Source organism: Mesorhizobium sp. B2-5-7 (assembly GCF_006440875.1).
Classification (GTDB): Bacteria; Pseudomonadota; Alphaproteobacteria; order Rhizobiales; family Rhizobiaceae; genus Mesorhizobium; species Mesorhizobium australicum.
Genome location: NZ_VFUO01000012.1, coordinates 40,367 through 54,707 on the forward strand (window position 1 = coordinate 40,367; position 14,341 = coordinate 54,707).

Genomic DNA, 14,341 nt, shown 5'->3' on the forward strand with positions numbered 1-14,341 from the left:
TGGCCATGTTCGCTGGTCCTGCGGGCATGGTGGCATCACCGGGCAACTGCGTATGCCAAAGTTTTGTTTGCAGGAGTGTATAGATGTCGCGATTTCGCCTATTGACGATCTTCATGTCGGGAATGCTGGGAACGGCGACGTTGCCGGATCAAGTCGCCTCGGCACCAGTCCTCAACTCCGCCAATCGCAATGCGCTGGTCGAGCAGAACCAATTACTGATGCTGGAGAACAGGCTGCGGCGGCAGCAATATCAGCAGCAGCAGCAGCACTTCCGTGGCCAGGATCGCGAGATCGCGCCGCAGCAACGGCCCGATCGACCGCTTACTTGCCAGCATCAGCGGTCAAGCAACGGCTTTGTGAGCATCTGCCGCTGATAAGGCGGCTTGCCACTTATTTAGGCGGCCATAGCTTGCGCGCGTCGTGCTTAAACTAGCATCAAAGGCGTTTTTGATTTCGCAATTCGTGCCTGAACACTGGAGAGCCGACCCGATGGCGCCACGCTGATGGCCGTCTCCGATAACAGCTTCGACATCATTGTCGTTGGCGCGGGGCCGGTCGGACTTTCCTTCGCCGCCTCGCTTGCCCAGAGCAAACTCAAAGTGGCACTTGTTGAAGCGCAGGCCCGGGAAAGGCTCGCGAATCCGGCGTTCGACGGTCGCGAGATCGCGCTGACTCATGCCTCGATCAGAATCCTTCGGGAGCTCGGCGCCTGGGATATCATTCCCGCTTCGGACAAATCACCACTTCAAGGCGCACGCGTCCTCAACGGATCGAGCGCTTTCGCTCTGCGTTTTAATGCTCCAAGAGCGTGTGGAGAGCCCCTCGGAATTTTGGTCCCGAACTGCCGCATTCGCGATGCGCTGTTCAAAATCGTTCGGCTGCGTGATCAGCCAGAGCTGCGGTGCGGCCACTCGGTCGTCCATGCAAGGACCAGCCACAAAGGAGCAGTGGTTACGCTTTCTGACGGCATGCAGTTGAGCGCCAGGCTTGTTGTTGCCGCAGATTCGCGCCTGTCTCCCACGCGTGATCTGCTCGGCATCGGCGCCGACATCAATCGGCTTGGCCACTCGATGCTGATCTGTCGGGTGCGGCATGAACGCGCCCATCACCATGTGGCAACCGAATGGTTCGATCACCATCAAACGATAGCGATGTTGCCTCTGGGGGAGGGGGTCTCCTCGTTGCTGCTCACTCTGCCCTCAAGCGAGGTCGGCAGACTGCTTGCCTCCAACGACGATTTGTTCCTCAGGGAATTGACGAAGCGGTGTCAAGGCCGTCTCGGGGAAATGACATTGGCAAGCAGCCGCCACGCCTTTCCGCTGGTCACCACGTGGGCGCACGAACTCAGGGCTCCGAGTGCCGCACTCATCGGTGACGCTGCTATTGGAATGCACCCGGTGACAGCGCATGGCTTCAACATCGGTCTCAGCAGCCAAAAGCAACTCGCCGATGCAATCCTGACTGCAAGTCGCGACCGCCGTGACATTGCCGATCCCGACATGCTGCACAGATACGAAAGGCGGCTGCGCCTGTCGGCGGCGCCGCTCTACCATGCTACGAATATACTCGTCCGACTCTACTCAAGCGAGCGACCGGCGGCACGGCTTGCACGCCATGCGGGGCTTCGGTTCGCCCAACACGTTCCTCTTATCCGGCATGGCATCTCGGCCATGCTCAAACGGTGAAGCACCAGCAGCTCTGGAATTCGTGGACTTGTTGCGACGACCGCTCGGCAAGAGTGGCATCGCTCCAAATCATCACTGCCACCGCTTCGGCGAACGCCTGTTCGGTCGGTGACGGTGACATTTCGGCGCGGATCATCGGCCGTACTGCGAGCTGAATGACCTAACGGTGTGGGTTCGGATGGTATTCCGAAAGGCTGAGTTTACTGGAAAATTACTGCGCGTGATTCCAGGCCACTGCGACTGGAAAAGATCCGAAGCAGTACCCGAGCACTTGGAGGTGGGCGGCGCACATCTCCTTCGATGCCGTCCAGCAGAATGTTCTGGGCGGGGGAAGGCTGCTACCGATCTCCTTGAGTTCGAGCACGAAGCGCCGGCGAACTGGCATGGGTTGGAGGAGCAAACTTAACCTAGGCCGATACTCTCGCGCCGCATTTTGATCAGTGCGCTGGCGAACGGAACTTTTCTCACGAACCATGGTTCGCGCCGGCGAAAGCAGGTATCTGCTCCCCGCAGCGCCAAGGAGATTTGCCATGAACGTTCGCCAGTTGCTGAAACCAAATCAAGGACCTCCCGGAAGAAACATTGGTCTGTGTCGCCGAGGTCGATGAAGCATTGCGGCCGTTGCCGCCGGGGTTGAAGCCGTTGAGAGCGCGAAATCCAGAGCCGCAAGCAAGATGGCACCGAGGCTGTCGAACTCGCCAATGGAACTGAAAAAGTCGTCGTGATCCGCTGGTGACGCGCGCCTAGGTGCAGCAAGCTCTTTATGGTTTCCTCCACCGGTACGTGGTCATTTTCATGCATCAGCAAGAGGCAACGACACGATTGTCCCGACTGTGCGGACTGCGGAAGGGACTTCCGAAACCATGCAGACGCCCTCAATCCCTTCGGCCGGCTCGGGGAAAACGCGGAACTGAGGCCTCAATTACACAGCCTCATGCGAGCCATGCGTCGAGAATTCGCCTCCCCCAGCATCGAGGAGGCAGACCAACCTCATCAGGTCGACAAGGTTCAGTCGACCACCTGAGAGATCGCCTGCAATCGGCTTTCTGCTCAACGAGCAAGGTGCGGGCCGCATTCGTGCTGCCGCGATCAAAGCCTCGATGTTCTTCCGAGGTGAACTCCCACTGAAAGTCCAGCCTCTTAGACCGCACTCTTATCGAACCGATCATGCTCCTGTTCGACACGGACCAACATGCGTTTCGAATTGATGCCGCTGACCTATTCAGACGCGTGACCTCCGACCGTGTAGATCTGGGCCATACGCGACACCGAGCGCAGCCATGTACTTGATGCCTGGCGCCGGCTCGAGCACCCGCGCCGCTTCCTCCGCGCTCAGCACGTCGGGCAGCTCCGAGATTCCGGGTGACCACCAGCGCAAAACCAATCCTGCCGAACGGTGAACCGCAGCGCAGTGCTCAGGCCATTTCCTGCCTGCCGGCTTTTTTTCACGTGCCTGCAGCCGATCCCGCGGGCCCAGATAGCATTTGGACTTACCTTCCCGGCGCAGCCGCTCTTGTGCACTAAAAACAGCGCGTAAGTATCTCGTCCAGCACTGCTACAGGACATTGACCGGGAGGATGCATATCTCTGATTGCTAAACCAGGTATACTCGTGCAATTATACATGACGCGATCGGGGGGGTCGAGTTCATGCGCCTCTTGCTTTGCAGTCTGATTGCCTTTGCAGCGGCGGGTTCCTGTGCCCTGGCCCAAGACGCGAAACTGATGCGGCCGAAGTCGTTCGCCGATTTTGTCCGGCAAACCGCGCCCGATCTGATCCGACATCTCGACGCCGCCGCGCTCGAACGGACCAATAGCCAAGCTCTCATCAATGAGGGGGAACTTTTAAAGGCGCCCCGATATCCGTTTGCTAGACCGATGTCGCAGTTGCCAGAGGGAGATTCTCGCACCTTAGAGTACGTCAACCAGCTTTCAATTTTCCTGGAACAACATCAAAAACTTGGACAAATAACTGATCAATTTCGCTTAGCGGTAGGGTCGTCAAGTCGACCTCTCAACGCGGCGCCGGATTTTTTGGGCAGAGGAGACTACTTCTCATCCAAGGTTAATCGGTGGAACGGCAATATCTTTTGGGCACCTGCTTCGAAAGAAACAGACATTAACCTCCGCTACGCCGATGAAGTCAGAGCTGTCTTCGGACCGATCCCGCCGTTCGACGTTACCACGCTTGGCCGATTTGTCCGCTCTGACGGGTCAGTTATCGAAACGCGGGCCACGTATGTGGAGGTGGACGGCAATCGAGCGGAACTAAAGCCGAACAGTTCCAAATCTGGCTCTCCGCTCGAATACGAGCATCGCGACAAGAACGGTGTGTTTGTAAATTGGACGGCGACCATCGACAAATGCGACAAGCCGTCTCTGGCAGGCGGTGTAACACCATGCGGTACCGCTTCGAGACTCTCTAGGATCGAAAAAGGAAACGTCGAATGGATCGCACTTGCGAGGAAAACCCACGGCCCGGAGATTCTAAGACCAGAGAAATATTGGAGTGAGAACGACAACTCCTATGCGCTGCTTGGTTACATCGGCTTCAACCAGGTGAGCGGGGAATTGGCGTTCTTCGACGGAAGCTATGAAGGAATAAAGTTCGATTGGAGTACGCCTACTGTGGCACCAGGAGGAGGCGGATACAACGACACTGCTGGTCGGACTCTGGCATCCAAGACATACGACGCGACTTTCAGGGTCGACTGCGCCGCGTGCCACGATAACAAAGAACCCAGGATCATTACCCCCTATATCAAGCAAGCGCGCGTGGGTTATCGCGACAAAGATGAGGCCGCGGCGTTCAGCCTTGGCGATCTGCTCCCCGAGCGTACCCGGAACTCGAAGACCCCCTACCGAGTGGTTGGGACGGACTATACCGCAGCTCACAGGGGCACGCTCGATGGCGACCTCACGATTGTAGATCCAGCACGAAATTGTACCTCATGCCATGGACTCACCAACAACGGCACCGGACGCTTTGCATCGGATGCAGTAGGACGCCTCGGTTCTATTGCCGGAGACAGCGGGTTGGAAAACAGTTTCCGCACCGACTGGGCACTTCGGACCGGCGCAGGTAAAATTCATCCGTGGATGTACGCGGAACCGCAAGGCAATGACGTTTCCGACCCTCAACCTGCTCCCATCTCGGATGCTGATTGGGATAAGCTTCGCGCGGTTATCGAGAACGCTGATGGAGATTCGCGCTCCCTCAAAACCTACACCGATGCTCCAACTCCCGAGTCCACGATGGATGAGGCGACGAGGATCGGAGATCCATCAGGTCCTCAAAATTTCGCAGTGGGCATTGAAGACAATCCCGACGGTTCCTCGGAATTGTCGCCAAAGCGCATCCGGCTTGACTGGACGTATATCAATTCATTCGGCGGAGTCCCTGAGCGCGATGATGTACGCTTTAACGTAGCGATACACGAGGTCGGTATACCCTCTGATGGTGCGGAGCCGGCTAGTGGTGACTTTCCAAGCATCGAGCAGACCAAGGCGTTAGGGTTTAGCGACCTGGGAGGGGGTGTCTTCACGGATGGGACAATATTCGTACTCCGCGACATGTCTTTCCAGGGGCATATGCGCTGGATCAACCCCGCCCCTACGCTGACACCAAGGCAATACAGATTGTATTTTCCGGCATCGCTGAACAAGCGGTACCTCATTCGTGTCGCTGCCAAGCGATTTGGTTTCGATCAGGGCGGGGAGCGCGTCAGCGCCGCTGACCATCTGCTAAAAGTCGATATTAAATAGCCCACGGGAGTAAGTCATGCGTATAGCATATGGGATCGCGGTTGTCGTCGTTTCGCTGCTGTCGAGCAACCTCAAAGCGGCCGCGACAGGGCCGGATGTGATCGTGGGATTCATCGACGACGCTCGGGAAGACAGCCGGCTCGGATCGAAGATCGGTCTCACGGCTTCAACCAATTCCTGCAATATTGGGGATTCGCCACTCAATTGGCAGCGCCTTCCGGACACACATCATCCAGCCATCACCCTCAACTTTTATCGCTTGGCAGATGGAAGGATGGAGCAATTGGCGAAATCTTGGGTCAAGCACGGATTCTACGCGACGAATCAGAACGATTGCGGTGGCATACCGGAAATGCATCGCACCTGCCAGGCTGGGGCCGGGGGAAGCCAGTTGCGTCCCGGTTGCTCCGACCTGTATACTGAGGATCTCAATTCAGATCCCCGTAATCTTGGGCCTCGGAGCAGAATAACCAATTCTGCAAAAGTTGAATTTGACGGATCCAAAGCACAAGATCTGACCGGCTATCCCCCAAGCGATCCAGCGGAACGGATCTTGCTCGTCGACGAAGCTGACCTGCTCACGCCAGGCGCGCGGTATTTCGTGGAGGCCCAGTACATCACCGCCGACGATGCGACAGCCGGTAACGCACGTAACAATGTGACCTATAGGGAAGTCAAACCGATCTTAAGATCTGGAGCGTGGGTGTTGCGAAACGAAAGCCCGGAGGTGCGGATGCAGCCGGCTCTGTTCGCCTGGAAAGAGTACGGGGCGCAGCTCTCCGAGGTCGATCTTGATGAGAACGGGGTGAAGACGTATATCCTAGTAGGCTCCAAGGCCCAGCCCCTCGCCGGTGGGAAGTTCCGGTACGATTATTCCGTGTACAATATGAACAGCGATCTCGCTGTCCAGGCATTTGCAGTGCCTGAGCAGCAGATTGACCAGAGCAGCGCTTCATTCAAAGCTCCACATTCGAATGGGGAGATATGGTCGAACGACGCCTGGGACAGCCGCATTCAAGGCAACCAGATAATCTGGTCAACGCGCAAATCTTCCGAAGACACCAACGCAAACGCGGTTCGCTGGGGTTCGGCCTATAACTTTTCGTTCGTTTCCGATAAGCCTCCCACGACTGCGGACGCCACCCTTACATTTTTCAATGCGCCCGCCGACGGTGGGGCCGAGACTGTTGTGCGAGTGACGGCGCCAGGGCAATGATTTCGACGGTGGCAATCCAATCGCAAGGGTGCAATGCGAATTCTTCTCGGCCTAATATTCTGGTGCGTCCTCATCTCGATTGCCGCCGTCGGTCGATCAACGGCTCAGTCGGTCGAAATACAAATCGGCGACGGCGCCCACGATAGCAGTCCTTATATTTGCTGGACTCCTGTTCTCTCGCGAGCTCGACTCTTAAGCAAGTCGTCGACAGCGCAACAACATCTAACCCTCTCTGCTGTCTCTACCGACAGCAGCGGCAATGTGGCCTTCCAGCTAAACGGAGCCGAAGTCCTCGACAAGAAGTCTTACTCTCCTTCCTCCACTCTCAGTCTGCCCCTTCCCTCGAATGGGGCATGGGCGTCGTTCTGGATCATGGGGACGAAGGCCTCCACTGGCGCCAAAGACGTGCGCGTGATCGCGCTTGATGACCTAGGCCTGGAGCTTGGATCGGTGGACGTGATGGTGCGGGTGCGAAAAAACGCGGAGTCGTTGACGAGATTTGAAGTCCAAATTTTTCTGGACGCTTTGAAGAAGCTTCACGATATCCAAAACAGCGCCGCGTCGTCGGATTACGAACCGTTCGTTCGCATCCATGAAGCGGCCAATCAGCTTGAAATTCACAGGTCGCCACTTTTTTTGCCATGGCACCGAGCGCTACTCCTTGATCTTGAACGTCGCCTCCAGCAGGTCGACCCGCGTGTGACCATTCCATATTGGCGCTTCGATGAGCCTGCGGACCATGTTTTTTCCGATGATTTCATGGGAGCGACTGTGCCAGGTGTGCCGTTCGTCAGCGGGCCAGGTCTAGGCGACTGGATCGATCCACAAATGGGTCGGCTGATTCGAGACCCAGCTGTGGCGCCAAGCCAAGGCGTCCTTGATCCAGCCGTACCGGCGAACTTCCACCGCGCGTTCGTGATATTCCATAGCCAAATCGAGAGTAGTTTCCATAGCGGTGTGCATCGAAACCTGGGCGGCTGGCTTGCCACGGCCGACTCGCCCGCCGACCCACTCTTCTTCCTGCTGCATGCCAACGTGGATAGGGTTTGGGCACACTGGCAGGCCACCTATTCCCGGTTCAGCGGGAATGATGAGGACGCGTACTCAGCCCTGGGGAAATATCCAGGAACCGGGCCAGATGCGGGCATATACAGGAAGGGCACCTACGCCGACGATCCGATGTGGCCTTGGGGATACCCAGATCCCGCAGAAGCATCGGGATGGCCTTCCACGTCGCATCAGATGCCCGGAATAAGTTCAAAGTCCGAGGCCGCTTCGCTCACGCCAGCAAGAATGCTAGATTACCTAGGATCCGAACAGGCCTCCTCGGCGCTGGGATATTGCTACGACGACATCGACTATCTCGGACGGCCTCTCAAATGACCTACATGGGTGGCAACAATAACAGCCGCATCTTCGTTTCCGCCTTGGTTAGCGCTTGGCTTTTGGCTGCGCCGTGCCTGGCCCAGTTGGGCCAGCCCCCCAATCCCGATCCGCGTGTCAGGGCGTATCTCCTGGAGAACGCAGGCGAGATCGAAAGACTGCGCGTCACCGCCGCAAACACGAATTTTGATCCAGGAACACGCAGCAAGGCGCTCGAAGGTCTTGCGTTGATTTCCGAAGACGCGGCTCTGCCCGTCGCTGCGGAGTTGGTAACGGATCCCGTCGAAGACGTGCGAAAATCCGCAGTCGGAATCTTGGCTAACTCGGTCGTCATGGCCGGTCACGACGCCGGCAATCACGACCCCGCGATGCACCCGGGCACAATATGGGGAAGCTACGTTCAAAACCAGCACAAGGTGGCGCTCGACGCATTGAGGCTGGCAACTCGCCAAAGTCGATCCGAGGCAGGTATGCTCGCCTTAAAGACGCTGGTGAGGTCCTCCGCGGAGGAAGCCTCGCCCTTGCTGGCGGAGGCCCTAGCCAATGGAGCGGTCACACCAAAGCAAGCGGCCGAACTTTGCACGCAAGCACCTGAGGCGCGTTCGCGTGCCTGCCTTTTGGATTTTCTGGATAAGGGGCCCGCGGAAGCGCGACTGGCTGCCGTGGCGGTTCTTGGCTCAATTCCAGGAGACCGACCTTTGATTCGCAACAAGATTTTTCTCAACGACCAGGCGGAGCCCGCTCTTCGAGCCGCGGCGGCTCAAGTGCTTGGTCAATATGATCCGACATTCACGTCCTACGCACTCACCGTCGCCACCGATCCGAACACACCGTCGCTCGTCTATGCAGCGGCGGTGCGAAACTATGCCCAAAGCGCGGAATCGGCTGGGAAGCTCGATGCCGCGCAATGGGCGGCGCTCAAAAGAGCGCTACAAAACAAGTTGAAGGCAGCACAGGAAACCGACGCGCTAACCCGATCAAACCTCAATGCGCCTCCGCTTCAGGAGCTTAACCAAATGTTCAACAAAGGCCGTCCGCTCCAATAGCGGTCGGCTTGCATGATCCTCCTAACCGCGTTTGTTCTTGTTCTCGATCCAGCTGCAAAGCCGTAGACCGGACTCGGTCCTGCGCTAGGCGGACCAACGTTCGCAACACCTGACCTTGCCCCTAAAATCAACGGGCAAGGTGACAACCGAATAGTCCCGTCAACGGAGTCACTCGCTTCAAGCCCGGACTAATAGCTCAGCGCGCCAGCGTGTTGGCTATCCACACGGTTGCAACCGCGACGTTGGCGTAGACGCCATATTTCAGGCGTTTGGCGCAACCCTCGCCCCAGCTCACAACGCCGACGAGCTGGCGCTTCCCGTCTACAACGGCACTTAGTGGCCCTCCGCTATCGCCTTGACAAGAATCGACGCCGCCGTCCTCCTTGCCAGCGCATATCATCGCCGAGGTAATTCGTCCGTTGTAACTGTCCTTCGCATTGCACGCATCATTCGGCACTATGGGCACGGTTGCACCGAGCAGGTCGGTCGTCGTATTTCCGCCTTGGAAGATCGCTCCCCAACCCGTAACGTAGGCCGTCCCGTGGTAACTTGAACCCTCTGGGATCAGCGCAATCGGTCGGCCCATCCTCGCGTCCCGCGCCAACTGAAGTAGTGCGAAATCGTACTCGTTAAGCTGCGAGTCCCATTTCGGATGGATGATGATGTTGGTTACCTTGAGACGCTCGCCGCCAGCAGGCAGGAAACTCGTGCCATCGACGACGTCTAGCGCGGCTGGGTTCTTGTTCACGATGAAGTTGTCGACGCAGTGCGCCGCCGTTAGGACCCAGCCTGGCGCCACAAGCGACCCGCCGCAAAACAGGAACCGTTGTGGATCGGGGGCGACCGCCCTTACAAGCCCAACCTGCCACTCATTTTGCTTGAAATCCACCGCCTCGCCGCCAACGATGCGAGGGTCCACACGAATCGAATTGAGTATCAACTTCTGATCGGCGTCGGGCAGTTTCGCCCGCTTCACGATGTCTTGCACCTCGTTCTGGAGGCGCTCGATATTCCCCAGTCCTCCCGCCGCTGCAGGCGTGACTGACAGTACCTCTATCACAAAAAAGCCAATCGCAGCCAATCCAGCAAATACCTGCATTCCAATCCCTCCCAAGGTTATGTGCCTCTCTCGCAGGTGTGACGTGCTTGCCCTTCTCCTCAGTTAATAAGTGTACGTATGCCCGTCGCGAACGCACGTGCCTGTATTATAGTCTCTGCCCTGACAATTAATCTTTTTGTCGTCGCGTGCAAGCGGTATTGCGTCAATCGACTCTGAGGGATATGGTCATACCGCAGGGGGGGCGCTTTTGGCTTTGGCGTCTAGTCCGGCATTATATATTGTTGCCCATTTAATGTTCCAGGTCATGGAAGCTCTTGGCAGCGCGCTTTACTGACAAGACTTAATACTTCGGGAGAGTGCTATGGTCAGCGTCCTTGGACGTCGATTGATGCAGGCTGCGACTTGCTTGTCATTGTTTGTTGGTTGGGACTGCGCGCTTGCTCCCGCGGTGGCCGCAGGGCAGCCGCCTGCGACACCCGCCGATTTTTGTCCTCCGTCGCCCGTACGCACCGATGCGATGGATAATCCCAGCAAGCACGCTTGGGATTTGTTCGCTACGTTGGTCCAACCTGCGGTCGCGACAGACCCTAAATCTCGCGGAGTACCAGACTGTTCGCGCCGTCCTGGAGCGCCAGGTACCACTTCTGTTTGGGAGACGTGGAAGTTAGCAGATAGCGAGGTATTCAAGGACGACGGAAGTTACCCGGCCGATTGGACCGATGCGAACGACGAAAGACATCTTTTTGGTCAGGCGCCTGGGCAGCAGCCAGGTTTTCATGAACAAGCCGCATTAAGCGCAAGGTTCAATACATCAGGAGAGGGTGTCTATATCGGAAGCGTAGGCGGTCTCGGCGAGACATATATGAACAAAGCGACGTTCGACTTCATTCGTACGAATTGTCTGTATAGTCGAGATGGATTGGCGAGGTACGCTAAGGCGGTACTTGATAAGGCGGTCGGACCGATCACTTTCCCTCCAGAGAGCATTGAAGTCAAAGCTGCTTGGGTGCAATTCACCGATGCCGAGATTGGGTCGGGCGTTCCAAACAATTTCTATTCAATAGTACTCTATGTGAAGAATGGGCAGCTCAGCTCTGGACAATCAACAGGAGCAACGAAAGTCGTCTTTGGGCTACAGACGCTTCACATCCTCACGAAAGACGTTCCAAACTGGTTCTGGGCGACCTTTCATCACAAGATATTCGCTGGAAAGCCGCTCCCCAGCCAACCTGGAAGGGAGTATCCCGACACAGCGCAAATGCCAGCCAGTCTCGCGGGAACCGTTTGGGAGAACTATAAATTGGGAGGGACGCAGGTCAATTTCGTGGACACGACCGGCTCTCCAATTGTGCTTTCAGATGCCCATATCGAGAATGGCTTTGTAAACTCCTCGTGCATTAGCTGCCATTCATACGGTGGATGGGACAAGAAAGCCGCATCACCGCGATTTTTCAACCCTCTGAACACCGGATTGTTTCAGATCGGGTTGCCTAACCAAGAACCCGTGCCAGATGGTGCTGTACTTGCCAAATCTGTTGACGGTACGCTCGTTCCGTGGCCAGGCTTCCCATCGGCCAATCTGCAGGTTACGCGTAATAATGTATTTGACGACTTCGTCCAGACCGACTTCGTGATGTCAATACCGTTCCGTGCAAAGCCAGAAACTGCAGGTCCGCCGCCCGCCTCCTGTCCATTTCAAAAATGAAAGGGGGCTGACGAGATGAGTGTCAGGCGCTGTTTGGGCGCGATGCTCCTGGCAATCGCGGCTTTAGTGATTGCATTGCCAAGTAATGGAGCAACCGATCGCCCCGAGGGTGATGGCCACGCGGCGACATTAGGTCCACTTACCTTTTCTGCCGATCAGGCTGGGGCCGGTCGGACCAAATTCCTTTCGACCTGCGTGCTTTGTCATAAGGCCGACCTCTCGGGGGGATTCGGCCCCCCCCTTAGAGGCTCTGTCTTTACACAAAAGTGGTTCCCTGGCAGCGTCAGTGCCCTGTTCAGTTTCATCAAAACTAATATGCCAAGGAACGCGCCTGGAACTTTGAGCAACGCAGAAGTGAGCGCACTGATCGCATTCATCTCAAGCGAAAATGGGAAAACGGCGGGCGACGTCGCTCTGCCAAGCGACTTGATGGCTCTCGCCGGGATAGGTTTCGATCAGCTTACATCTTCGGCCTCGCCTTGAATAACAAGTGAACAGCCGTTGGGCGCCAGGCGGAGGCACAGCGGTGGCGCTCATGGATGTATCCGTTCGCTATCTCGCTTAGGCAATCTGATTAACAATCCGCTTTCGGCGCCCGACTGCGGCCATTCGCCAACTGGCTGCGAATAGTCCAAAGTCGTCTACAGTCGAATTGTGCAAATTCGCCGGTGCTCGGTGGGCCAAACGGATGCGAAACCAAGCAGCCGCTGTCCTGTGTCGGTTTGCTTACCGCATCCGCTGGCGGAAATGGCGCCCACGCGCCATTCTGTTTGGCGCTGCGAAATCGCTACGGAAATGATGCAGTCAAAAGGATGCATGCCGCGACAGCGACTACATTGTTGTAGCCTTTTCAACAGCGTAAGAATCCGACGGTATTTGGAACGGTATTAGGAAATTTATGGCAGCAATTGGACTGCAAAACCAGTGTGTTGAAGGTCCGGTTGATCATCGAGTGGGAGTGAAGGAGCGGCAATCGCGTAGTTTCGGCGGCGATTTTCGCCATCGAGAATTGTTCTCGTGTCCGTGTCTCACTTTCGCTGAACTGGTATTCTTCATCTCCAATCTGGCAAGTCCGATCTGCCCAAGTCCCTTACGAGGTAAAGACCTTTAAGAAGGGGGATACGGCGTAAAACGGCGTGCACAAAGGCAAGGTCTGCTTCGCGCCTTGTGATCCTCGGAGTGATCTGCGTTGGAGCGCGAAACTTCCGGATGTCCGGCTCGACCGTGGCAGCGATCAAGGTCCAGCGTTAGTGCACTGGCGGGCTCTCGTTACGCTGCCCCGCATCTTCTGCCGCGCTGGGCCATTTCCGGCGTGCACTCGTTTGATCTCACAAGCCGATCCGGGTGGCTGTAGCTCCTTCATGCTCGAATATTAACTGTTCGCCCAAGTTGGACGTTGACGCTTGCTTGCCAGTAGAGTTAATAATCTCCTAATATAAGCATTGTCTAAAATCTCTTGATCGGAAACCGGCGATTTAGGCGATGCAATTGGGTTGGGAGACGCAGCGCTGCGACAACGCCGTCGCAGCCGCCATCATGCGATCATCATCCACTAGCTCCAGCCGGCACTGCTTGTCCGGCAGGCTCGCTGATGATGCGCCGCACTCGCTTTCAACCCAGCTGCGTGGCGACTTTGGGATCGATGCTCGGACAGAGCGTGGTCGTACAGGACTATTAACAAACAGGCGTTGGGGCGTCTGCTACAGAAACAGGGGTTGAAAATGGCTACTCAGGTCACCGGTGCCGGCGGCACCACGGCGTCATTCTCTAATACACCGCAGGCAAAGGACGACCTGTTCACCAGCAGCACCACCGGGCTTAATGAGGATAGTTCTCAGCCCATCTTCCTGAATGTGATGGCCAACGATCTCGGCGGGAACGCCAAGACGCTTTGGTCGGTCGACAACGGGATCAACAATACAGGCGCGATGAGTGGATACTCCGCTGCTGATTTGTTGACACAAGACTCGGCGCGGAGCGAAATCGGCAGCTCCGACACAAGTTCTAACGGCGCGAAAATCTGGATCACATCCGACGGACTCGTTGGATACGACGCGGCTACCTTAACAGCGGCTTTCAAGACGCAATTACAAAACTTGAATGCAGGGCAATACCTGACTGACACGTTTATCTATTCAATTCGGCTCGGCAATGGAACGCTCAGTTGGGCAACCGCCACGGTACAGTTCGCCGGAACCAACGACGCGGCCGTGATTTCCGGAGTCTCTACGGGCGCAGTGATCGAGGCGGGTGGCGTCGGCAATGGAGTTCCTGGGACGCCGACGGCGAGCGGCACGCTCACCGACACCGACGTCGACAACACACCCAATACATTCCAGGCCGTCGCGGCCGGACATGCAAGTGACCATGGCTACGGCACGTATCAGATGACCACGGGTGGCGTCTGGACCTATACGCTCGACAACGGCAACGCCACGGTCCAGGCGCTCAATGTCGGCGACACGACCACCGACACCTTCAC

Annotated in this window: 10 protein-coding genes; 8 read left to right on the forward strand and 2 right to left on the reverse strand. The window is 56.8% G+C overall.

Translation table 11 applies throughout. The features are described 5' to 3' along the window. The first annotated feature begins 83 nt into the window (after positions 1-83). Positions 84-374 (forward strand): hypothetical protein, encoded by a 291-nt coding sequence (locus tag FJ543_RS30490; protein ID WP_084015713.1) that lies wholly within the window; start codon positions 84-86, stop codon positions 372-374. 129 nt (positions 375-503) lie between these two features. Continuing rightward, a complete protein-coding gene (ubiM, locus tag FJ543_RS30495; protein WP_064993451.1) occupies positions 504-1,685 on the forward strand; it encodes a 5-demethoxyubiquinol-8 5-hydroxylase UbiM in 1,182 nt (393 codons plus the stop codon). Here the strand turns inward: ubiM and FJ543_RS32100 are convergent. Beyond that, a complete protein-coding gene (locus tag FJ543_RS32100) occupies positions 1,675-1,821 on the reverse strand; it encodes a hypothetical protein (protein ID WP_224655927.1) in 147 nt (48 codons plus the stop codon). The genes ubiM and FJ543_RS32100 overlap by 11 nt on opposite strands. A 1,513-nt stretch (positions 1,822-3,334) precedes the next feature. Between FJ543_RS32100 and FJ543_RS30510 the strand changes: the two genes are divergently transcribed. From FJ543_RS30510 to FJ543_RS30525, 4 genes are read left to right on the forward strand one after another with little or no spacing between them, the layout of a single operon-like run. Then, positions 3,335-5,449, forward strand: coding sequence for a hypothetical protein (locus FJ543_RS30510; protein ID WP_064993452.1), 2,115 nt, complete (start codon positions 3,335-3,337; stop codon positions 5,447-5,449). Between the two features lie 16 nt (positions 5,450-5,465). Continuing rightward, positions 5,466-6,665, forward strand: a complete 1,200-nt coding sequence (locus FJ543_RS30515; RefSeq protein ID WP_064993453.1) for a hypothetical protein — start codon at positions 5,466-5,468, stop codon at positions 6,663-6,665. A gap of 33 nt (positions 6,666-6,698) precedes the next feature. After that, complete coding sequence (locus tag FJ543_RS30520; RefSeq protein ID WP_064993454.1) at positions 6,699-8,048, forward strand: tyrosinase family protein; 1,350 nt, start codon at positions 6,699-6,701, stop codon at positions 8,046-8,048. Then, positions 8,045-9,094 carry a hypothetical protein gene (locus tag FJ543_RS30525; protein WP_064993455.1) on the forward strand — a complete coding sequence of 350 codons (1,050 nt, stop codon included), beginning with the start codon at positions 8,045-8,047 and terminating at the stop codon, positions 9,092-9,094. Before FJ543_RS30520 ends, FJ543_RS30525 begins: the two co-directional genes overlap by 4 nt. Before the next feature lie 196 nt (positions 9,095-9,290). Here the strand turns inward: FJ543_RS30525 and FJ543_RS30530 are convergent, their stop codons facing one another. After that, positions 9,291-10,193 (reverse strand): serine protease, encoded by a 903-nt coding sequence (locus FJ543_RS30530; RefSeq protein WP_084015715.1) that lies wholly within the window; start codon positions 10,191-10,193, stop codon positions 9,291-9,293. A 322-nt stretch (positions 10,194-10,515) separates the two neighbouring features. On the opposite strand from FJ543_RS30530, the gene FJ543_RS30535 reads away from it, so the two are divergent. Both FJ543_RS30535 and FJ543_RS30545 read left to right on the forward strand, forming a co-directional pair. After that, complete coding sequence (locus FJ543_RS30535; protein WP_140696752.1) at positions 10,516-11,859, forward strand: hypothetical protein; 1,344 nt, start codon at positions 10,516-10,518, stop codon at positions 11,857-11,859. Between the two features lie 1,721 nt (positions 11,860-13,580). After that, the coding region (locus FJ543_RS30545; protein WP_210243720.1) for a VCBS domain-containing protein at positions 13,581-14,341 on the forward strand (761 nt) is incomplete at its 3' end.